The sequence below is a fragment of the Mesorhizobium sp. M0715 genome, assembly GCF_040320355.1.
In the GTDB taxonomy this organism is placed as follows: Bacteria; Pseudomonadota; Alphaproteobacteria; order Rhizobiales; family Rhizobiaceae; genus Mesorhizobium.
Genome location: NZ_JAMYPL010000019.1, coordinates 102,116 through 122,671 on the forward strand (window position 1 = coordinate 102,116; position 20,556 = coordinate 122,671).

26 protein-coding genes and 2 tRNA genes are annotated in these 20,556 nt (G+C 62.9%); 15 read left to right on the forward strand and 13 right to left on the reverse strand.

What is annotated here, in order from left to right; translation table 11 throughout:
* Nucleotides 1-344: 344 nt before the first annotated feature.
* From NKI21_RS21775 to NKI21_RS21795, 5 genes are all read left to right on the forward strand, one after another.
* The gene (locus NKI21_RS21775) at nt 345-518 is read left to right on the forward strand and encodes a hypothetical protein (protein ID WP_023812604.1); all 174 of its coding nucleotides are present in this window, start codon (nt 345-347) and stop codon (nt 516-518) included.
* Between the two features lie 88 nt (nt 519-606).
* A complete protein-coding gene (locus NKI21_RS21780; protein WP_352867241.1) occupies nt 607-2,700 on the forward strand; it encodes an ATP-dependent helicase in 2,094 nt (697 codons plus the stop codon).
* Between the two features lie 19 nt (nt 2,701-2,719).
* Nucleotides 2,720-3,499: a 4-hydroxy-tetrahydrodipicolinate reductase gene (gene dapB / locus NKI21_RS21785; RefSeq protein WP_352867244.1), complete on the forward strand. Its 780-nt coding sequence runs from the start codon at nt 2,720-2,722 to the stop codon at nt 3,497-3,499.
* A gap of 396 nt (nt 3,500-3,895) precedes the next feature.
* Entirely contained in the window at nt 3,896-4,123 is a 228-nt protein-coding gene (locus NKI21_RS21790) for a DUF680 domain-containing protein (RefSeq protein ID WP_023812599.1), read from the forward strand.
* 413 nt (nt 4,124-4,536) lie between these two features.
* Nucleotides 4,537-4,770, forward strand: coding sequence for a DUF680 domain-containing protein (locus tag NKI21_RS21795; RefSeq protein ID WP_352611868.1), 234 nt, complete (start codon nt 4,537-4,539; stop codon nt 4,768-4,770).
* A gap of 51 nt (nt 4,771-4,821) precedes the next feature.
* On the opposite strand, the gene NKI21_RS21800 is transcribed toward NKI21_RS21795, so the two are convergent.
* From NKI21_RS21800 to purM, 3 genes are all read right to left on the reverse strand, one after another.
* On the reverse strand, nt 4,822-5,328 hold the full coding sequence (locus tag NKI21_RS21800; protein ID WP_023812597.1) for a SixA phosphatase family protein: 507 nt from the start codon (nt 5,326-5,328) through the stop codon (nt 4,822-4,824).
* A 195-nt stretch (nt 5,329-5,523) separates the two neighbouring features.
* On the reverse strand, nt 5,524-6,237 hold the full coding sequence (gene purN / locus NKI21_RS21805) for a phosphoribosylglycinamide formyltransferase (protein WP_352867249.1): 714 nt from the start codon (nt 6,235-6,237) through the stop codon (nt 5,524-5,526).
* Complete coding sequence (purM, locus tag NKI21_RS21810) at nt 6,234-7,313, reverse strand: phosphoribosylformylglycinamidine cyclo-ligase (RefSeq protein WP_352676696.1); 1,080 nt, start codon at nt 7,311-7,313, stop codon at nt 6,234-6,236. Before purM ends, purN begins: the two co-directional genes overlap by 4 nt.
* Nucleotides 7,314-7,552: 239 nt before the next feature.
* Between purM and NKI21_RS21815 the strand changes: the two genes are divergently transcribed.
* The 3 genes from NKI21_RS21815 to hdaA are packed head-to-tail and all read left to right on the forward strand — an operon-like array spanning nt 7,553 to nt 9,990.
* Entirely contained in the window at nt 7,553-8,110 is a 558-nt protein-coding gene (locus NKI21_RS21815) for a CDP-alcohol phosphatidyltransferase family protein (protein WP_023812594.1), read from the forward strand.
* Nucleotides 8,082-9,284 (forward strand): AI-2E family transporter, encoded by a 1,203-nt coding sequence (locus NKI21_RS21820; protein ID WP_352723385.1) that lies wholly within the window; start codon nt 8,082-8,084, stop codon nt 9,282-9,284. Before NKI21_RS21815 ends, NKI21_RS21820 begins: the two co-directional genes overlap by 29 nt.
* Before the next feature lies 1 nt (nt 9,285).
* Nucleotides 9,286-9,990, forward strand: a complete 705-nt coding sequence (hdaA, locus tag NKI21_RS21825) for a DnaA regulatory inactivator HdaA (RefSeq protein WP_352867254.1) — start codon at nt 9,286-9,288, stop codon at nt 9,988-9,990.
* 15 nt (nt 9,991-10,005) lie between these two features.
* Here the strand turns inward: hdaA and NKI21_RS21830 are convergent, their stop codons facing one another.
* Both NKI21_RS21830 and NKI21_RS21835 read right to left on the reverse strand, forming a co-directional pair.
* On the reverse strand, nt 10,006-10,287 hold the full coding sequence (locus tag NKI21_RS21830) for a hypothetical protein (protein WP_023812591.1): 282 nt from the start codon (nt 10,285-10,287) through the stop codon (nt 10,006-10,008).
* Between the two features lie 101 nt (nt 10,288-10,388).
* A tRNA-Pro gene (locus tag NKI21_RS21835) sits at nt 10,389-10,465 on the reverse strand.
* 140 nt (nt 10,466-10,605) lie between these two features.
* Between NKI21_RS21835 and NKI21_RS21840 the strand changes: the two genes are divergently transcribed.
* Nucleotides 10,606-10,911 carry an ETC complex I subunit gene (locus NKI21_RS21840; protein ID WP_023812590.1) on the forward strand — a complete coding sequence of 102 codons (306 nt, stop codon included), beginning with the start codon at nt 10,606-10,608 and terminating at the stop codon, nt 10,909-10,911.
* Between the two features lie 47 nt (nt 10,912-10,958).
* Nucleotides 10,959-11,035, forward strand: a tRNA-Arg gene (locus NKI21_RS21845).
* A gap of 87 nt (nt 11,036-11,122) precedes the next feature.
* Here the strand turns inward: NKI21_RS21845 and NKI21_RS21850 are convergent.
* From NKI21_RS21850 to NKI21_RS21860, 3 genes are read right to left on the reverse strand one after another with little or no spacing between them, the layout of a single operon-like run.
* Nucleotides 11,123-11,404, reverse strand: a complete 282-nt coding sequence (locus NKI21_RS21850) for a hypothetical protein (protein ID WP_023812589.1) — start codon at nt 11,402-11,404, stop codon at nt 11,123-11,125.
* A 39-nt stretch (nt 11,405-11,443) separates the two neighbouring features.
* On the reverse strand, nt 11,444-11,725 hold the full coding sequence (locus NKI21_RS21855) for a helix-turn-helix domain-containing protein (RefSeq protein WP_031213538.1): 282 nt from the start codon (nt 11,723-11,725) through the stop codon (nt 11,444-11,446).
* A complete protein-coding gene (locus NKI21_RS21860; protein ID WP_352867257.1) occupies nt 11,722-12,009 on the reverse strand; it encodes a hypothetical protein in 288 nt (95 codons plus the stop codon). Before NKI21_RS21860 ends, NKI21_RS21855 begins: the two co-directional genes overlap by 4 nt.
* Nucleotides 12,010-12,317: 308 nt before the next feature.
* On the opposite strand from NKI21_RS21860, the gene NKI21_RS21865 reads away from it, so the two are divergent.
* From NKI21_RS21865 to NKI21_RS21880, 4 genes are all read left to right on the forward strand, one after another.
* On the forward strand, nt 12,318-12,539 hold the full coding sequence (locus NKI21_RS21865) for a hypothetical protein (protein ID WP_023814103.1): 222 nt from the start codon (nt 12,318-12,320) through the stop codon (nt 12,537-12,539).
* A 238-nt stretch (nt 12,540-12,777) separates the two neighbouring features.
* The gene (locus tag NKI21_RS21870; RefSeq protein WP_023814104.1) at nt 12,778-13,566 is read left to right on the forward strand and encodes a GGDEF domain-containing protein; all 789 of its coding nucleotides are present in this window, start codon (nt 12,778-12,780) and stop codon (nt 13,564-13,566) included.
* A 295-nt stretch (nt 13,567-13,861) separates the two neighbouring features.
* Complete coding sequence (locus NKI21_RS21875) at nt 13,862-14,824, forward strand: glycosyltransferase family 4 protein (RefSeq protein WP_352867260.1); 963 nt, start codon at nt 13,862-13,864, stop codon at nt 14,822-14,824.
* Between the two features lie 144 nt (nt 14,825-14,968).
* Nucleotides 14,969-16,195, forward strand: a complete 1,227-nt coding sequence (locus NKI21_RS21880) for an anion transporter (protein ID WP_352867263.1) — start codon at nt 14,969-14,971, stop codon at nt 16,193-16,195.
* On the opposite strand, the gene NKI21_RS21885 is transcribed toward NKI21_RS21880, so the two are convergent.
* Nucleotides 16,192-16,779: a TetR/AcrR family transcriptional regulator gene (locus NKI21_RS21885; RefSeq protein WP_164748925.1), complete on the reverse strand. Its 588-nt coding sequence runs from the start codon at nt 16,777-16,779 to the stop codon at nt 16,192-16,194. The two genes, NKI21_RS21880 and NKI21_RS21885, sit on opposite strands and share 4 nt — an antisense overlap.
* A gap of 87 nt (nt 16,780-16,866) precedes the next feature.
* On the opposite strand from NKI21_RS21885, the gene NKI21_RS21890 reads away from it, so the two are divergent.
* Entirely contained in the window at nt 16,867-17,748 is an 882-nt protein-coding gene (locus tag NKI21_RS21890) for a crotonase/enoyl-CoA hydratase family protein (protein ID WP_352867267.1), read from the forward strand.
* Here NKI21_RS21890 and NKI21_RS21895 read toward each other — a convergent pair.
* The 4 genes from NKI21_RS21895 to NKI21_RS21910 form a co-directional block, all read right to left on the reverse strand.
* Entirely contained in the window at nt 17,709-18,017 is a 309-nt protein-coding gene (locus tag NKI21_RS21895) for a cupredoxin domain-containing protein (RefSeq protein WP_352867270.1), read from the reverse strand. The genes NKI21_RS21890 and NKI21_RS21895 overlap by 40 nt on opposite strands.
* 11 nt (nt 18,018-18,028) lie before the next feature.
* Nucleotides 18,029-18,553, reverse strand: a complete 525-nt coding sequence (locus NKI21_RS21900; RefSeq protein WP_352867272.1) for a DUF4142 domain-containing protein — start codon at nt 18,551-18,553, stop codon at nt 18,029-18,031.
* Between the two features lie 118 nt (nt 18,554-18,671).
* Nucleotides 18,672-19,346: an RNA polymerase sigma factor gene (locus NKI21_RS21905; RefSeq protein ID WP_352867274.1), complete on the reverse strand. Its 675-nt coding sequence runs from the start codon at nt 19,344-19,346 to the stop codon at nt 18,672-18,674.
* 130 nt (nt 19,347-19,476) lie between these two features.
* Complete coding sequence (locus tag NKI21_RS21910; RefSeq protein ID WP_352867277.1) at nt 19,477-20,538, reverse strand: HPP family protein; 1,062 nt, start codon at nt 20,536-20,538, stop codon at nt 19,477-19,479.
* Nucleotides 20,539-20,556 lie beyond the last annotated feature (18 nt).

A 20,556-nucleotide genomic window follows, 5' to 3' on the forward strand; every position in this document is an offset into this window, starting at 1 on the left:
CGGTACGTTTTTAACAAAGATAATCCCCCAATGACGCAGGGGAAAGACTCAGCTAGCCTCACCTGTGCGGCGGACCTCATTATCCGCTTGGCCGGCGCTTCATTCCTCCTCCCAAGTGGCGCCGGCCTTCTTCCCCAAAAGCCTGTCCGGGACGCCACAGCGGCATGCGGCAGTGCACGAGCCCCGCAAACGCCAAGTTCCGCCTCCGGTGCTCCGAGAATGCATCGGGAAAGCGCTGGCGAAACCCATAGCCGTCCTCCATCTTCGACTGCGCGCGTGGACGATTGGCAAGGGAACCAAAGGCGGTTTCCCCGGTTGGTTCTGCTCCAAAGGAGTGTTGCACCATGTTCCGTCTGCTCGTCGTCGGCGCCTTCGCCTATGTCACCTATCGTATCGCCAGGAAGATGGTCGAAAACGTGCCCGATACGGTCGACCCGCTGCTGTTGCCGCCATCGCAATATGATCGCGAGACCTTGCGGCGGCAGTCGGCCGACATGGGTGTCGATCCGCAACGTTAAGACACGGACGTCACGCTTCGGCCTGTCGAGCACGAGGCCAGCCTCGCATCGACGTTGCGAACAAAGCAGAAACGATGCTTGATGGGCGATGAACCTCGCCACTGCTGATTCGACCTTTCGGGACCCGACCGTCCAGCCTGCCTATCTCGCCCGGCTCAACGATGCCCAGCGCCAGGCAGTCGAGCACGGCGACGGCCAAATAGCCGGTCCGCTGCTGGTCATTGCCGGCGCGGGTTCGGGCAAGACCAACACGCTGGCTCACCGCGTCGCCCATTTGGTCGTCAAGGGGGCCGACCCGCGCCGCATCCTGCTGATGACTTTCTCGCGCCGCGCCGCGTCCGAAATGGCCAGGCGCGTCGAGCGTATCGCCGGCGAAGTGCTCGGCCGCGATGCAGCTGTCATCACCGATGCGCTGACCTGGGCGGGAACCTTTCACGGCATCGGCGCGCGGCTGCTTCGCGACTATGCGCTGGAGATCGGCCTCGACCCTGCCTTCACCATCCATGATCGCGAGGATTCCGCCGACCTGATGAACCTGGTCCGCCACGAACTCGGCTTCTCGAAGACGGAAGCGCGCTTCCCCACCAAGGGAACCTGCCTTGCCATCTATTCGCGCGCCGTCAACGCACAGGCGCCGCTCAACGAGGTCTTGGGTTCTGCCTTTCCCTGGTGCGCCGGCTGGGCGGAGCAACTGAAAGAATTGTTCGCCGGTTATGTCGAGGCCAAGCAGGCACAGAACGTGCTCGATTACGACGATTTGCTGCTCTACTGGGCGCAGATGGCGGCGGAGCCCGAGATAGCGGCGCATCTGGGCGGGCGTTTCGACCATGTGCTGGTCGACGAATACCAGGACACCAACCGCTTGCAGGCTTCGATCCTGATGGCACTGAAACCCGACGGCGCCGGGCTGACGGTGGTGGGCGACGATGCACAGTCGATCTATTCGTTCCGTGCCGCCGAGGTGCGCAACATCCTCGACTTCCCCAACCAGTTCGCGCAAGCCGCCGATGTGGTGATGCTGGAACGCAATTACCGCTCGACCGAAACCATCCTGGCGGCCGCCAATGCGGTGATCGGCGAAGCCTCGGAGCGCTTCACCAAAAACCTGTGGTCGGAGCGCAAGTCGACCGACAGGCCAAAACTGGTGAGCGTGCGCGACGAGGTCGAGCAGGCCAATTTCGTCTGCGACACCATTCTGGCCGAGCGCGAGGCCGGCACGGCACTGAAATCTCAGGCGGTGCTGTTTCGCGCCTCGCACCACAGCGGCCCGCTGGAGATCGAGCTGACGCGGCGCAACATTCCCTTCGTCAAGTTCGGCGGGCTGAAATTCCTCGATGCAGCCCATGTCAAGGACGTGCTGGCGGTGCTGCGCTTCGCCGAGAACCCGCGCGACCGCGTCGCCGGCTTCCGCGTGCTGCAGCTGATGCCAGGCATCGGCCCTTCGGCTGCCGCGCAGATCGTCGAGACCATGACGACGGCGCTGGACGAAGCCATGGGGCTGGCCGGCTGGCGTCCGCCGCAACGCGTGGCGGATGACTGGCCGGGCTTCGTCTCGCTCTATTCCGGCCTGCGCGCCGGCGCCAAATGGCCGGCCGACCTCGAACAGATCAGGCTGTGGTATGAGCCGCATCTGGAGCGCATCCACGAAGATGCGACGACGCGGCGCGCCGATCTCTTGCAACTTGAGCAGATCGGTTCGGGCTATGCTTCGCGCGAACGCTTCCTGACAGAATTGACGCTCGATCCGCCCGATGCCACCAGTGACCAGGCCGGGCCGCCGCATCGCGACGAGGACTATCTGATCCTGTCGACCATCCATTCGGCCAAGGGCCAGGAATGGAAGAACGTCTTCGTGCTCAACACGGTCGACGGCTGTATCCCGGCCGATCTCGGCGTCGGCACCAAGGAAGACATCGAGGAGGAGCGCCGGCTGCTCTACGTGGCGATGACGCGGGCCAAGGACAATCTCAACCTGGTCATGCCGCAACGCTTCTTTCCGCACGGCCAGGCGGCGCGCGGCGACCGCCATCTCTATGCGTCGCGCACCCGCTTCATCCCGGCTTCGATCCTGGCGGCGTTCCAGCAGGTGTCATGGCCGAGCGCACAGGTGGCACAGGGCAGGGCGGCCCGGCCGGAGGTGCGCGTCGATATCGGCGCGCGCATGCGCGGCATGTGGAAATAAATAGCCGCGGGATAGCGCCATGTCGAAACCACCGGTCAGGGTCGCCATCGCGGGTGCGCTGGGCCGCATGGGCCGCGAGATGGCGGCCGCCGTGCAGGGCGACGCGCGGCTGGCGCTCGCCGCCCGCTTCCACCGGCCGGGCAGTATCGGCGAAGGGCTGGTGAGCCGCGACGAGGCGCTTGCCGTGGCCGACGTGGTCATCGACTTTACCACGCCGGCTGCCTCGGCTGATCTGGCCAGCATTTGCGCCGAACGCGGCGGGCCGGCCCTGGTCATCGGCTCAACGGGCTTCGATGCTGATGAATCGGCTGCGATCGCCGACGCCGCGAAAACAATTGCCATCGTGCGCTCCGGCAGCTTTTCGCTCGGGCTCAACATGTTGATCGGACTGGTCGAGCAGGCCGCGCGGGCACTCGATCCCGATGACTGGGACGTGGAGATTGTCGAGGCGCATCATCGCCACAAGGTCGATGCGCCATCGGGAACGGCGTGGATGCTGGGGCATGCCGCAGCCGGCGGACGCGGCATCGATCTGGACACGGTCGCAAGGCGTGCACGCGACGGCGTCATGGGCTCGCGGCCGACCGGCGAGATCGGCTTTGCGGTACTGCGTGGCGGCAGCATCGTCGGGGAACACAGCGTCAGCTTCTGCGCCGAGGGCGAGACCTTAACCTTGTCGCATGCAGCCGGCGACCGCATCATGTTCGCCCGCGGCGCCATCGCCGCCGCACTCTGGGTGGCTGGACGTCCGCCCGGCGAATATGACATGCGCGACGTGCTGGGCATGACCGGCCTATAGCGGCCGGTCTGTCCTCCCGGTTGGACGTACACACCCATATCTCGTCCGCCTCCACACCGTAAAAAAGAATGCTGGAGGGGTCAGGTCTCTTCAAACCGAACCGTTCGGTTCGATTTCTGTGACGGACTGTATAGCAGATGGTGAACGCTGGCTTGGTTGTCGGCCTCGCATGGTAGGAGAAGAATCTCACTAACGATTTGATTTCGAACAGTAAAATTATGACCGCCGAGGCCCTGTGCCAAATTTCAAGGTCCGAATTCGAGCCGCGGGGGAACATCTTCGTGATTGGAATCCGCGGCAGGGCAAGCCCATCTCGGGGTGGTCCGAGCGACGCGAAATTCCTCCCAAGGGCACGCCACTAGACGGACAGAACAGAGAAATACTGGAGTAAATAAAATGACCAAGATCGCTCTTACCGCCGCCGCCATCCTCGTTGCCACGGGCACCGCTTTTGCCGGCAGCGACAATTACGGCTCTTACAATGCCAACCAGCCGGTTGCGAACCAGTCCGTGTCCAACATCGACACCACGCACACCGGCTCGATCCCGAAGTCCGTGAAGACGCAGGGTGATGCCAATGCCAACGTGCCGGCTCAGTCGGGCCAGGGCATCTGGGGTCGTTGATTTTCTGAAGTCTGCGACCACAAAGAGCGGTGGGCTTTGCCCGCCGCTCTTGTTTTTTATGCATGAGCAGGACTTCGGCCGACGGCGCCAGTGTCGGGCGCCGATCGTAAATCGAACCAATTGGTTCAATTTATGTTGACGAATCGTGAACGGATGGCGAGCGCTGGCTCGACGAACCGCCGCACCATGCGTCAGGTATTCCCCCTTATAAGTGTTTGAGATCAATTGATAAAACAGGGTGAGCTCAACACCTTGGCCCACGTTCGAGGTCCGGATTTCGCGCGTGAGGGAACGTCTTCGTGATTGGAAGCCGGCGCACGAAAAACCCAGATCGAGGCTGTCCGAGCGACGCGAAATTCCTCCCAAGGGCACGCCACTGGACGGACAGGAACAGGAATACCGGAGTAAATAAAATGACCAGGATCGCTCTTACCGCCGCCGCCATCCTCGTTGCCACGGGCACCGCTTTTGCCGGCAGCGACAACTATGGTTCGGACAATGTCAATCAGCCGGCCGTCACCTCGCACGCGCTCAATGTCGACCACAGCTACACGGCTTCGACCCACAGGCTGGTCAAGCACCGCGACCTCACGCTGAGGCCCGATTCGGTCCAGCCGGAATCCGGCCAGGGCAACTGGGGAAACTGACGGCTCAAGCGGGCGTGCGGTGGGCTTTGCCTGCCGCACCTGCCATGGACGCTAGCCAAGGTCCTTCGGCCGCAGGCAATGTGTCAACCGGGCGGGGGACACGACGGACCAATCGCCTTCGAAGACCACCCGGGCCAGGGCTGCCGTCGGGAATTTCTCCTCAAGTCTCTTGAGCGCCTTGGCGTCTGACCCCGGCCCGGCAAGCTGTCTGGCCAAATGTTCCAGGCCCGGATTGTGGCCAATTACCAGCAAGCTGCCGCTTGAAGCGTCGGTTTGACCAATCTGGCTCAGAATGTCCGCCGCTGAAGCATCGTACAGCGCCTTGAATGCGATCCGGGGTGGCACGGGCAGCTCCGCCGCCACAAGCCGCCAGGTGTCGCGGGTGCGCAGTGCCGGCGACACCAGCGCCAGGTCCGGCAGCCAGCCGCGCGCTGCAAGCTCGCGTCCCATCAAGCACGCCGCCTTAACCCCGCGTTCGGCCAAAGGCCGGTCGAAATCATCGAGATCAGGGTCGTCCCAGCTCGATTTGGCGTGACGGAGAAGAAGTAGTTGTCTCATCGATGTTGGTCAGGACCAGCGAGACTGGTCAGACGAGTGCGGGCCTTTTGTTTGATCGCTTCAATGTCGAAGGGATCTAACGGGCCGCTATCCCATCCTTCCAGCCAAGCTCTGCGCAGCCGGTCCGTTTCGGCCTGGCACCGAGTCTGATTTGGCGGTTCCAGGCTAAGTGCCGTTGTCATTCCCGATCTAGGCTCAAGGCGTGATGCGCGCCAGATGTTCGAGGTCGGTTTCTTCGCGCAGCGGGTCGGGGGCCATCACCACCGAAGTGCCGTTGTCGGCATCGTCGGCAAAGTGGGCAAGCACGGTGCGGCCGGCCTCCATGCGCGCCTTGCCTTCGGCGACCAGCCCCAATGCCAGCGGATAGAGCCGGTGCTCGGCCTTCAGCACGCGGGCTGCCAAAGTATCGGCGGTGTCGCCGACCATCACCGGTACGGCCGCCTGTGCGATGATCGGACCGTCATCCATCTCTGAGGTGACGAAGTGCACGGTGCAGCCATGGATGCGAATGCCGGCGGCCAGTGCGCGCGCATGGGTGTCGAGCCCCTTGAAAGCGGGCAGCAGGGCAGGGTGGATGTTGATCATGCGGCCCTGCCATCTCTGGACGAAGCCGGGGGTGAGGATGCGCATGTAGCCGGCCAGCGCCACGATCTCGGCGTTGAAGGCCGCGAGCGCCGCGTCTATTGCCGCGTCATGCGCCTGCTTGCTGCCATGGTCGGCACGCGAGACGACCTGCGTGGCGATGCCGCGCGCCCTGGCGATGCCGAGCCCGGCGGCATCCGCCTTGTCGGAAATGACACCGACGATCTCGGCCGGGAACGCCGGGTCGCTGGCCGCGGCAATCAGCGCGGTCATGTTGGAGCCGCGTCCCGAGATCAGGACGACGGTGCGTTTCCTCTGCGCGCTCATAGGCCGATCGAGCCCCGATAGATGACCCCGGCGTCGCGGCGCGGCACGATGCGGCCGATCGGCGTCACCGTCTCGCCGGCCTCCTGCAGCACGGCGGCGACCTGTGCTGCCTGGCCGGATGCGACTGCCAGAATCATGCCGATGCCGCAATTGAAGGTGCGCATCATCTCTTCCGGCGCCACGCCGCCGGTCTTGGCCAGCCACGAAAACACGGCAGGAACGTCGATCGCTTCGAGGTCGAGTTCGGCCGAAAAATCCTTGGGCAGCACGCGCGGGATGTTTTCCGGGAAGCCGCCGCCGGTGATGTGGGCGAGCGCCTTGATACCATGCGTGTTGCGGATCGCCTTGAGAATCGACTTGACGTAGATGCGGGTCGGCTCGAGCAGCGCCTCGCCCAGCGTGGCCTCGTCGTTGAACGGCGCCGGATCGCTCCACGACAGACCGCTGACGGCGACGATGCGGCGCACCAGCGAATATCCGTTCGAGTGCAAGCCAGAGGAAGCCAGGCCCAGCAGCACGTCGCCTTCGACAATATCGTCGGTGGGCAGCAATTGGCCGCGTTCGGCGGCGCCCACCGCAAAGCCGGCCAGGTCGTAATCATTGCCGTGATACATGCCGGGCATCTCGGCCGTCTCGCCGCCGATCAGCGCGCAGCCGGCCTGGCGGCAGCCCTCGGCAATGCCGCCGACGATCGCGGCACCCTGGTCGGGATCGAGCTTGCCGGTGGCGAAATAGTCGAGGAAGAACAGCGGTTCGGCACCTTGCACGACGATGTCGTTGACGCACATGGCGACGAGGTCGATGCCGATTGTGTCGTGCTTGCCGGCATCGATGGCGATCTTGAGCTTGGTGCCGACGCCGTCATTGGCCGCCACCAGCACCGGGTCGGTAAAGCCCGCGGCCTTGAGGTCGAACAGGCCTCCGAAACCGCCGATCTCACCATCGGCGCCCGGCCGGCGCGTCGCGCGCACCAGTGGCTTGATCTTCTCGACCATGAGATTGCCCGCGTCGATATCGACACCGGCCTCGGCATAGGTGAGCCCGTTCTTGCGCTTGTTCACGTCGCGCTTGCTCATTTCTGGTGCCCGTTCAACAATTTTCCTTGTCGCGGGCTCTTCGCATGAACGGTTTCTGTCCGCAAGGATAACGGCCATTTCGGCCCATAAAACCGTGGACAGGGCGCGCATATAGGCGCTCGTGATTGGCGAAAGCCAAGCTGAAAGCCGCTCTCCCGTGCGGGAGATCGGCAGCTTCTCTCTTGTTGCCACCTGCTATCTTCATCATCTATCTCCGACCAAGAGGAGGTGCCAAGCATTTGACCATCCCCAACCTGATCACCATCCTGCGCCTTATCCTGGTGCCGGCGGTGGTGCTGGCGATGCTGCAGGCGCGCTGGGACTGGGCTTTTGCCGGGTTCCTCGTCGCCGGCATTTCCGACGGCGTCGACGGGTTCATCGCCCGCCGTTTCAACCAGCAATCCACCCTCGGCGCCTATCTCGACCCGGTGGCGGACAAGCTGCTGCTGGTTTCGGTGTTCGTTGTCATGAGCTTCATCGGGCAATTGCCGCTGTGGCTTGTCGTCATCATGGTGTCGCGCGACGCGTTGATCGTCTGCGCGGTGGTGTTGTCCGCCGTCATGACCCATCCGGTCGAGATGAAACCGTTGTTCGTGTCGAAGGCCAACACCGCGATCCAGATCGTGCTGGCCGCGCTTGTGCTGGGAGAACTTGCCCTTGCCGTTCACCTCGACCCGCTGAGGTCAGTTCTCATATTGCTGTCCGGGGTCTTGACCGTGGCTTCGGCCGCAGCCTATCTCGTGACTTGGCTGAGGCACATGAGCGGCTATGGCGAAGGCTCCACTCCGGACATCTGAGACAGAAGCGGCAGCGATCGAGGCCGCGGCCGCCGACACCGCCGCGTCCGCGACCTTTCGCCGCCAGATCTTCTTCTGGCTGGCCGGTGCCGCGCTGCTGGCGCTTTTCCTCTATGTTTTCAGCGCCATCCTGCTGCCCTTCGTCGCCGGCATGGTGCTTGCCTATTTCCTCGATCCCGTTGCCGACCGGCTGCAGCGGCTCGGCCTGTCCCGTTTCATGGCGACGGTGGTCATCCTCATCACCTTCCTCATCGTGCTGGTGCTGGCCTTTGTCATCCTCATTCCGGTTCTGGCCACGCAGATGGCCGATTTCGCCGGCAAATTGCCGGAATATCTGACCCGGCTGCAAAGCCTGATCACCTCGTTTGATCCGAAATGGCTGGAACAGAAGTTCGGCGTCAACGCCAATAGCTTGCGCGACGGGCTGAATTCGCTGCTGACCTCGGGCTTCGGCCTGATCACCACCGTCTTCACCTCGTTGTGGAGTTCCGGCATGGCGCTGGTCTCGGTGGTAAGCCTGTTCGTGGTGACGCCGGTGGTCGCCTTCTACATGCTGCTCGACTGGGACCGCATGGTGGCGGTCATCGACGGTTGGGTGCCGCGCGACAACGTCGCGACCGTGCGCGCCATCGCGCGTGACATCAACACCGCAACCGCCGGCTTCGTGCGCGGCCAAGGCACGCTGTGCCTGGTGCTGGGCGCCATGTATGCCACCGGGCTGACGCTGACCGGGCTGAATTTCGGCATCCTCATCGGCCTGTTCGCCGGGCTGATTTCCTTCATCCCTTATGTCGGCTCGCTGACCGGGCTGGTGCTGGCCGTCGGCGTCGCCTTCGTCCAGTTCTGGCCGGACTGGACGATGATCGTCGCCGTCGCGGTCGTGTTCTTCATCGGTCAGTTCATCGAGGGCAACATCCTGCAGCCGCGGCTGGTCGGCAAAAGCGTCGGCCTGCACCCGGTATGGCTGATGTTTTCGCTTTTTGCCTTCGGTGCGCTGTTCGGCTTCGTCGGCTTGTTGATCGCGGTGCCGGCTTCTGCGGCCGTCGCCGTGCTGGTGCGGTTCGCCATTGCCCGCTATCTCGAATCGCCGCTCTACAAGGGCCGCGGCGCGGCACCTGTGCCGCAGCTTCCAGCCGATCGCGGCGGCGGCCACCGCACGCAACCGCGTCGCTGAAGTGACTGCCCAGCCAACCGACCCGCCACGCCAGTTGCCGCTCGATCTCGGCCATGGCACCGGCTATTCGCGCGACGAACTCGTCGTCTCCGGCACCAACAACCAGGCGGTGGTGCTGGTCGACCGCTGGCCGGGCTGGCCATCGCCAGTGGTGGTGCTGGCCGGTCCCGCGGGTTCGGGCAAGACGCATCTGGCCTCGATCTGGCGCGCGCGTGCCGATGCGGTGGCGGTCGACGCCAGGCGCATCGGCGACAGCATTGCCAATCTCGGCGCGCGGCCGGCACTGATCGACGATGTCGATACCGGCGCGGTCGATGAACAGAGCCTGTTCCATCTGATCAATGCGGTGCGTGGTGCCGGGTCGACGCTGCTCCTGACGGCGCGCCGCTTCCCGTCCGCCTGGGGCATCACGCTGCCTGATCTCGCCTCACGGCTGAAAGCGGCGGCGACAGTGGAAATTCATGAGCCCGACGATCTCCTGCTCGCCGGCGTCATCACAAAACTGTTCGCCGACCGTCAGATCGAGGTCGAACCGCATGTCGTGCAGTATCTGGTCCGCCGTATCGAGCGCTCGCTGGCGACAGCGATGCGCGTGGTTGAGCGGCTCGACCGGACCGCGCTCGAACGCAAGACCCCGATCACCAGGGCGCTGGCAGCCGAAACCGTCAACGCCATGGACGAAGGGCAGGGCGAATTCGAGATTTAGCCTGAGAGGCCAGTCTCAGAGCCACATTCTGGCGAAATGACGGACCGCGAGGTAGACGGCAGAGTGAGCGGCGATATAGCCGGCGGCGACCAGCACAAACATTCCGATACTGATACGCCAGGAGCGGGAGACGACAGCGCCTGGGGCCTGCCTCGCCTGTCTGCGGCTTTCACGGTTGTTCCACATCGCCAGTGCGGCGCAGGCAATTGCCCACGTCACCATGAACGGAACGGTGATACCGGCATAGGCAAAGTAGGCCGGTCCGAAAAGCGACACCCAGGCATCGATTCCAAGCATCTGAATCCCCTGTTGCCGAACCGGCCCGCGGCCGCCGGATGCACGACCGGAGCCGGAGCAAGTGAGCATATGGCTGCGCCGGGCATTGGGCTGTGAGGGGATGGTCGGAGTGGAGAGATTCGAACTCCCGACCCTCTGGTCCCAAACCAGATGCGCTACCAGGCTGCGCTACACTCCGAACGGTCTGTTGCCTATTCATTTCGGTGGTGCATGGCAAGTGCAAAAACCCGCGAGAGCAAAAACCTTGCCGCCGTGCGCATTGCGCAGTAATGACGGGCGAAGGGTGGCGATGCCGCCTTGCACAAGAACGAGGTGGCCATGTCCGCGCGCATTTTCAGCCCAGCCAAAACCGCGATGCAGTCCGGCAAGGCCAAGACCGGCCACTGGGTGCTGGAATTCGATCCCGAGACGCGCAAGAAGATCGATCCGCTGATGGGCTATACGACGTCGGCAGACATGAGAAGCCAGATCAGGCTTAGCTTCGACACGCGGGAAGAGGCGGTGGCCTACGCCGAAAAGCAAGGGCTCGCTTTCCGCGTCGAAGAGCCGAAAGAGACCAAGCGCCGCCAGATTTCCTATGCGGAGAATTTCCGCTATGACCGCAGGACGCCCTGGACGCATTGAACGGCGCCCAGCGCCAGAATATCCAGCCGGTCCAAAGGCCGGCCAGCGGTCCCGTAGCTCAGCTGGATAGAGCACCGGCCTTCTAAGCCGATGGTCACAGGTTCGAATCCTGTCGGGATCGCCAAAGCCTTTCGGGTCCATTCCGGACACATAGGTCGCGGTTTATACCAGAGACATGGGCTTTCAGAGAGCGTCACCAGGCCTCGTGCGCTCAAACCGCCGCCGCCAGAAGCAGCGTTACCCCCAGGACCGTCGACGCATAGATCGTGGCTAGAAGCACGATCGGGCGAGGATATTCGGCGGGTGTCGCGAGGCCGGCAAAGTGGGGATTTCGAAATGTTTCGGTGCCGGGCGACGGGCCGTCGGCGGCAGCGGGAGTGTTGTCATTGCAAGCGAGTAGAGAAAGACGCTGGGCAATATCGGCGGCGATCAGAGGATCGTCCGCCACCAATTTCGACCAGTCCGAAACAATGCCGATTTCACCTTTGAACATCGCGCGCCTCCCGTTTGGGATCTAACAGCGATATCTAAATTATGTTCCGCCGATAGTTTGACGAGGCGGACCGCTCTTGGTCCTTGCAACCTTCTGATCGATGAAAACCACGCCCGCTGCCTCCAACCCTCGACGGATGGCAGCCAGCTTGGCCGAACTCGGAATCCTTCGTCCGCTCTCGAAACTGCCGATCGTTCCTTCGCTAAGGCCGCACTTCGCGGCGAGTCGCACCTGCGACCATTTCAGCATCGCTCGTGCGGCTCTGCACTGCTGGGACGTAAGGGGCTGGATCCCTGAGACGGTGGAGCTTCGCGTGTTCACATCCTCAGATCCCTTCGCTTCGGCGGCACGTGGCTTTGCACCAGGCGCACCTTGTCCAGATCCACCGTGACCACTGTCCCGAACGACACCGTGACCTTGTCGCCCTCGATCTGCGTAACGTCGCCGGATAATTCCATCGGCTGGCCCTCGGTCAGCTTGGTCGCCGGACCAATGACCGAATGCGGAAAATTGTAACCGGGGATCGACACGCTGACGCGGTCTTCCGTGACGCGCTTCAGCACCGTCGCCATGACCGCCACTTCGTCGCCGACCTTTATTGCCATGCTTCTGATTCTGGGGCGGCATCCGGCTGGCGTCAAGGATTAGCTATGCCTTATATAGCAAGTCACGGAATCACCTCTTTCCATCCAGGAACGCCACGACAGCGGTAAATACCGCAAGCTGTTCAGCTCTATCATGGTGATGAGGGGATTTAGCGTGGCCGGGCAGTCGGCTGGGGCCAGCGTATTATTTCGTTACTCTGCCTTTTCGGAACCTTCCCGCGCACGGCGCGTTCGGCCCGCTGTATTCGCGGACCCTCATATAAAAGTGGACAGGCGGGAGGCAAACAAGGGTGGGGAGGAGTGTTGCCATGTCGAAGCGAGAAATAGGCATATCTTCGGCTCTGGATCGGCGCATCGCCGACCTCAAGGCCAGGATGCAGGACGCCCGGATCACGGAATATGAAATGAAGACCTTTCAAAAAGTGGCTTCAGCCATGGGGGGCGACGGAGGCTCCCTGCGCCTCGATGCCGACGACCTGATCGCGGCATCCTTTGTCGTCGATGCGCTGAGTGAGCCGACGCTCAACTGACGACGAGCGGTCTGGCTTCGCGCGCCGTTTTGCCCTTGCTCGGCCGGCAATTGGCCCACGCCTTCAAGCTCTGAAACAGGATGGCTGCTTTCCAGCGGCCGTCTTGTGGCGTCTGTCGCAAGTCATCGACAGGGCCGGCGGGTTGGTTCCGCCGCCCGATATCGAATTGGAGGGAAAGTCTTATCAGTTTGTTGGGGTTGGTGCGTCATAGTAGCGACGGCTAACGGAGTTGAACGCGATGAAGCTCGATCTGTCGCCGACGAGCTGGGGCAGGGTGATCGCTGTCACGGCAGTCGGTACGGCATTCTTCATTGCCGTGGCGTTCTTCGTCGATTCCTTCAATTTTCCCTATCTTTCGCCCGAGGCCGTGTGGCGGGCGCAGATGACCGACCTGATGCTGCCTTTGGTGCTGGGCGGCTCCTTTTTGTTTTTCCTGATGTGGAAGATTCGCCAGCTGGCCATCGCGCAGCGCGACCTCAGCGTCATCGCCGCGACCGACAGCCTGACGGCGGTGCTGAACCGTGGCGCCTTCTCGATGCTGGTCGAAGCCTATCTCGAGCAGACCCGAAAGCAGGAGCAGACCCGTTCGGGCGCGCTGCTGATCATCGACGCCGACCACTTCAAGTCGATCAATGACCGTCTGGGTCATGATTGCGGCGATCAGGCACTCAAACTGATAGCGCAGGCGATCAAGGGGCAACTGCGTGGCGGCGATATCGTCGGCCGCATCGGCGGCGAAGAATTCGGCGTGTTTCTGCCCGGCGTGGATCCCTCGCAATCCTGGGTGGTTGCCGAAAGCATCCGCCGGCGTATCAGGGAGATGGAATTCTCACCCGGCGGCAGGCCTTGTCCGCTTTCCGTCAGCATCGGCGGCACAAGCTTCACCGGCCCGATCACCTATGAGGAAATCTTCTCCGCTGCCGACAAAAGGCTTTACACGGCCAAGTCGAACGGACGCGATCAAGTCAGCTTCGATCCGGCCGGAACGTCTCCGGCGCCTGCGCCCGGGGTCGCCACCGTGCATTGACGGCATAAACTTGCGGATGGCTGATCGGGTAGCTCTCGAAATCGACGCAGGCCGCTTTCTCTACGCTTCAATGCTTACAGTCATATGCCGGGATTCCGATCTTTAGGGATAGCATGCCGGCTCGATAGGCCATGGACTGCAACCGCTTGCCGGTATACTCCCCCGCATTGGCGATGTTTCGTTGTCGGCAGAAACGGTTCTCACTCCTGAGTTTCCAAGGGTTACGGCCGACGTGCGATCATGATTTTTGACGCCGGCGAACAATGGCGGAAACGGTCAGGTAAGCACAGCTATTATGATCCATTTGTTCAACGGCTTTCAGGATCCTTTCGGTGGCAGTGACCTCAAGACCTTGGAACTCTATCGGCTGTTGAGCGCCGATTCGGAGGTGCGCCTTTGGGCTGCGTCATCGCGGGCTTCAGATGAATTAATGCGGCAATTCCCGATACGTCGTATTTCCCCGCTTACGCGAAAAGTTCCGGATGGCGGCACTTACGTTTTTCTCGGAGCGCATTGGCGCAACAAGGTGTGGCCTTACCTGATCCCGCGGCCGCGCCGGCTGATTTACGACTTCAACACCCTTCATCCGAAGGTTCTCAACCTCACCACGCGCATGCCTCGGAGCTTGGGATGGCCCGCCGCCGAGATAGTGCTTGTTTCCGACTTTCAGAAGCGATTGCTCCAAATCGACGGCACCGTGCACCCCTCTCCGATCGAGATCGAACGTTTTTCACCATGGCGCCTGGATTCGGATCGTCCGTTCACCGTCGGACGCTTGAGCCGCGATGGGCCGGGCAAACATCATCCCGATGACATACCCCTTTACGAGACATTGCTGGCCGAAGGTACAGCCTTGCGGATTCAGGGAGGGACAGGGCTCAAGGGCAGCCTCATGCCGCATCCGCAACTCGAGCTGTTGCCACCCGGCCGATTTTCCGCCGAAGAGTTTCTGCAGACGCTCGACGTGTTTTATTATCGCACCGGTTGGCATGTCGAAACCTTCGGTCGCGTCGTGTTCGAGGCGATGGCCTGCGGGTTGCCCGTGGTCTGCCATTCATATGGAGGCTATTCCGACCATATCAGGCATGGCGAAAACGGCTTCTTGTTCGAAACGACGCAGCAGGCGGCGCGGATCCTGGCCGATCTCAAAGCCGATCCGGCGCTGCGGGCGGCAGTGGGCCTCAAGGCCCGGCAGACCGTCGAGCAGCTGTTTTCGCCGCAGGCACTGCGACAAAGGCTGGATTTCTATCTGCGTTAGCGGCACGTCATCCCTTGGGCGGTGCTTGACGCAACAACATGCCTGGCTGTCTGTCATCGATTCGACATCGCGCTAAAGCAGGCACGCAAATCAGACCATTGGGGCTGATAGGCAGCGGCGCGCCACAGGGCAGGACTTCTATCGATGACATTGATGGGCGCGGCGGCACTGCTGATCCTGATCCTGACTTACGCCGGTGTCGCCATCGGCCGCATCCCCGGCCTGCGCCTCGACCGGGCGGGGATCGCGCTTCTCGGCGGGGCCGCGATGATCGCAATCGGCGCGCTCAGCATGGAGGATGCCTACCGGGCGATCAATTTCGACACCATCACGCTTCTGCTCGGCATGATGATCGTGGTGGCGCATCTGAAAGTGTCGGGCGCCTTTCGCGGCCTTGGCGCCATCGCCATCGAGCACGCGCACGCGCCCTTCATGCTTTTGGTGATGGTGACGCTGCTGACCGGCGTGTTGTCCGCCTTCCTGGTCAACGACGCTATCTGCCTCGTCATGGCGCCGATCGTCGTCCACGTCACCCGCATCATCAAGCGCAACCCGATCCCCTATCTGATCGCCACCGCCACCGCGTCGAATTGCGGTAGCGTCGCCACCATCACCGGCAATCCGCAAAACATGGTCATCGGCTCGCTGTCGGGCATTTCCTATCCGGCCTTTTCGGCAGCGCTCGCTCCGGTCGCCCTGTTCGGCCTCGTCGCGGTCATTGTCATCGTCCGCATCGTCTACCGGGCCGAATTCGCCCGCACGGTGCAACTGACGCCCGAGGTCTCGCGTGGCCGCATGCACAAGGGGCAGGTGCTGAAGGCGGTGGTGGTCTGCATCGGACTGGCAATCGCCTTCTTCGCCGGCGTGTCCGTCGCCAAGGCGGCACTCATCGGCGGCGCTATCCTCTTGCTCACCCGCGCCATCAAGCCCGAACGCATCTACCGCGAGATCGACGGTCCGCTGCTGTTCATGTTCGCCGGTCTGTTCGTTGTGGTCGCCGGCGCCGAAAAGACGCTTCTTTCGCCCGACATGATCGCTTCGGCCAAGAACCTCGGGCTGGGCGACGTCTGGCGCCTGTCCGGTTTCACCGCGGTGCTTTCCAACATCATGAGCAATGTCCCGGCCGTGCTGGCGCTTCGGCCCTTCATACCGGGCCTCGAAAACCCCGAGCGCGCCTGGCTGGTCGTCGCCATGAGCTCGACACTGGCCGGCAATTTCACGCTGCTGGGTTCGGTCGCCAATCTGATCGTCGCCGAACAGGCACGCGCCGCCGGCACGACGCTGTCGTTCGGCGCTTTTTTCAAGGTCGGCTTGCCGTTGACGCTGATAACGCTGGCCGCCGGTACGGGATGGCTGGCTTTCGGGTTTTAGACCTGGCTGCCTGAAATTCGCGCCCGCACAAGCGTTGCCGCGGCGCGGCCGGCGGCCTCGATGTAGTCGGGGTTGCGGTGGATCAGCATGATCGAAAAGCAACCGTCGATCAAAAGCACGATCTCGCGTGCCAAGGCAGGCGGCTCGCCGACGCCATGGTCCGACAAGGCACCGGCCAGCCATGTTTCGAAATTCAGCTTGTGCCGCGCGCCGACCTTGACCGCCGGATGTCCGGGCATCGAGGCGAGTTCGGCGGCCGTGCGCAGGAAGCCGCATCCTTTCCATTTCGGGTGACGAGCGGACCTCGCCAGATTGGTGAAGATCGCCTCGACCTTGCGATCCGCGCCGCCTTCGGCAGCATCGAACCAGCCGGCCATCCGCTTCAGATTGGGTTGGTCGCGGCCATCGAGATAGGCGGCGATGAGGTCGTCCTTGCTCTTGAAATGGTAGTAGAGCGTGCGCTTGGTGAGACCCGCTTCCTCGGCGACGGCATCGACGCTGACGCGACCGATTCCTTCGGCATAGAAGAGCCTGGTCGCGGCATCGACAATGCGTTTGCGGGTAGGACTTTGCGTGTCAGGCATGAGCTTAGGTATACCGACTAGTGAATATACACAAGCGGAAAGAGGCATAGTCTCCCGGTCATCAGCATGATGAAGAAGGAAGAGCCAATGACCGATTTTGTCCTTAACGAAACCCGGGATGGGATTGCCATCCTCACCCTCAACCGGCCGGAGAAGCTGAACGCGTTGAACTATGCCCTGATCGATCGCCTGCTTGCGATCCTTGACGACATTGACGTCGATGACAGCGTCCGCGCAATCATTCTGACCGGAGCAGGGGAGCGGGCGTTTTCGGCGGGCGGAGACATTCATGAGTTCTCGGCCAGCGTGGCGGTGGGCGTCGACGTCGCGATGCGTGATTTCGTCATGCGCGGGCAACGGCTGACGGCGAGGCTGGAAGCGTTTCGCAAACCCGTCATCGCTGCCGTCAACGGCATTGCCTTTGGTGGCGGCTGCGAAATCACCGAGGCGGTGCCGCTGGCCATCGCCAGCGACCGCGCTTTGTTCGCCAAGCCGGAAATCAGCCTTGCAATGCCGCCGACCTTTGGCGGAGCCCAACGCTTGCCCAGGCTTGCCGGGCGCAAGCGGGCGCTCGAACTGCTGTTGACCGGCGACTGGTTTGCGCCGCCGCGGGCGCTTGAGCTGGGTCTCGTCAACGAGGTTGTGCCGCATGCCGAGTTGATGCCGGCCGCGATCGGCCTGGCCAGGCGTATCCTGCGGCACTCCGATCTGGCGATTGCCGGCATCCTCACGGCAGTGGCGCGCGGCCTCAACCAGAGCATCGCCGAAGGCTTGGCTGTCGAGGCCGAGCAGTTCGCCCGCATGGCCCCGACCGCTGATCTGCGCGAAGGGCTGGATACCTGGATCGCACGCCGCGAGCCGGGCTATGACGGCTCGTGGACGCATATCACCCGGCCGGATGAAGCCAGGCGAGCCTCGTTGGCGCTGGATCAGGGCGCCACCACCAAACGGCCTTTCATGTTGGGATGAAAGCGGCAGAAATAGTCGACCGGTCCCGCGGCCTTCAATGTCAGGCTTGCGGATTTCTTCGGCGGGATCATCACTTCCCAGCCGCCTTTCACGGTGGCCGTGTGGGCGAACACATCCTTGTTCACCCACTCGATCGTGTCGCCGACCTTGGCCTCGACGGTGGCTGGCGAGAACACCAGTTTGTCGATGATGACCTGGATGGTTTCTGCTCGCGCCGGAACGGTACCGACGGCCAGCGCCAACGCAATCCACAGATGGCGTTTCGGCATGCTCCCGGTCCTTACTTGAGCATGCCGGCGACGTGCTCGGCGTGCTGCTCATGGCCCTGGAAAATCTTCAGGCCGGTTTCCAGCAGGCTCTTCAGTTCGGCATTCTGCGCCGACGGGATCAAAAGAGTTTCGAGCGCGCCGTTGACCTGCTTGTGGTAGGCGACCTCATTGTCGACATAGGCCTTGTCGAAGGCGGCGCCGTCGAGCTTGGCGAGCTTGGCCCGCTCCTCCGCCGCAGCTTTGGTCAGCGCCTGGCTGGTGGTGTTGTCTTCCGGCGTGACCTTGAGCTTCTTCACGAGGTCGAGCGCCTGCACATTCACGGCTTCATGGTCGCGCACCATGTCGTTGGCGAAATTGACGACCTCCTTGTTCTTCGATTTCTCGATCGCCAGCTTGGCCGTTTCGACGTCGATGACCCCGGCCGTGTAGGCGATGTGGGCGATCTGCGGATCGGTTGGCTTGTCGGCGGCCTGTGCGAACGGGGACGTGCCAAGCAGCAGCAGGGCGGCGAGCGCGGCAGTGTGTCGGATAGACATGGCATCTCCTTCGTCCGGACGCTGAAAATCGCGCCGGACTGTGTTTTTCGGTTGACGTTCATTGGATGCTGGTCAGCGGGAAACGTTCCCGCCAAAATGAACTGAAATCGGGTGAGGCTCAGCTTTCCAGCCCGAGCCGCCGCATCACGGCGCTGGTCAGTCGTTCGCAACGCCGGCCGGCGAAGGGGAAGGCATCGAGCAGCACCGGTCCGATCTGGTCGTCCAGCGCCTTGCGCACGAGGGCGCGCGCGCGGTGCAGCCTCGTCTTGACGGTTTGCGGCCGCACGCCGAGGAGATCGGCGGTCTCCTCGATGCTCAGCCCCTCGATCACCCGCGCCACGAACACCGTCCGGTAGACGTCGGGAAGGCTGTCGGTGGCCTGTTCGACCAGTTGGAGGATCTGCCTTTGCGCCATCGTCCGTTCCGGATCGTCGCTGGGGTTGAGAGGGAACCGGATGATCTCGGCTTGCGGATTTTCCAGCAGTGCCACCGTTCTGCGCCTGTTGCGCAGGCGGCCAAGCGCCTCGTTGATGACGATGCGCGACAGCCATGTGGCGAGCGAGGAGTCGCCGCGAAACGCATCGAGATGGGCGAAAGCCTTGACGTAGGCCTCCTGCACGATGTCCTCGGCCTCGCTGTCATTGCGCACGACGCCGCGCGCGACCCGGTAGAGCCGCTGATTGTGTGTCTTGATGATGGTGCGGAAGGCATCGCCGTCGCGCGCCAAGGCGCGGCGCACAAGCTGCATCTCGCCTGGCATAGCAGAAGGCACGGCCGTCAAGACAGCAGGCATGGCCAGTTTCCTCAACCCAATCTCCGGACCGAACCTCGATTGAGAGATTGGACGCTGTCGCCGGCAAAAGGTTCCCGAAGACTTTTCGCGGGGCCCGGCGGCGGTACCCTACCGCGCGAGTGAAGGCTTGTCAGGCAGCCTGCAGGCGCGCCGTGGCCGCCAACAGATCGGTCTGGGTGATCAGCCCGAGAATCCGTTTGTCGTCGTCGACGATGATGACCGCATGGCTGCGGCCGTCGGTGAGCACCGGCAGCAGACCCATGGCGGCAAAACCTGCGGCGGCTGTTGCCGCGGGTGATATGACGGATCCGACCGTCCCGGAGGCCTGGGTGAGTTCGCGCAACCCCACGGTGCCTGCCAGCCTGGCCTCCGCATTGACGACCGGCAGGGTCCGGATGTTGTGGTCAAGCAGCAATTGGCGCGCCGCCTCGGTCGAGGTGTGAGTATCGACCGAGATCACATCGCGCGACATGATGTCCTCGCACAGAAGCGTCTTGTGCGCGCGCACCATCGCCTGCAATTCGACCTGCCGCAGCAGCCGGTCGAGATCGTTGCGATCGATATCGAACGTCTCGTCAAGTGCGCCAAGCGCGGAATCGATGTCTTCGGACCGGAAGCCCACGCGCAGCTGCGCCGGCGGGTCGCCGGTGCCGTGGCTGTTCGCCGGCGCTGCAACCGGTACATGCGGATAATTGCGCCGGGCCAGCCTGTGGAAGCCGTAGCCGAGCGCCACCAGCAGGATCGAGTTCAGCGCCACCGGCACGAATGGAAACAGGAAGCCGGCGCTGATGACGGCAGGCCCTCCCAGCACCGCGGTCAGCGCGGCCGCTCCGCCCGGCGGATGCAGGCAGCGCGTGAACGACATGGCGGCGATGGCCAGTGCCACCGCGATGCCGCTGGCAAGGGCGGTTTCGTGGATGAAATGCGCCACGATCACGCCGACAAGTGCCGATATCGTGTTGCCGCCGATGATCGACCATGGCTGTGCCAGCGGACTGGCGGGCACGGCGAACAGGAGCACCGCCGACGCCCCCATCGGCGCCACCAGCAGCGGCACGTGCGGGCCGTTACCGAGCACAAGGCTGGCGATCACACCGGTGAGTGCAATGCCGATCGTCGCGCCGATACAGGCGACGAGACGCTCGCGCAGCGTCGCGCCGGCAAGAATGGGAACAAAAAGGCGGAAAGCCATGGGGTCGAAAACTCTGCC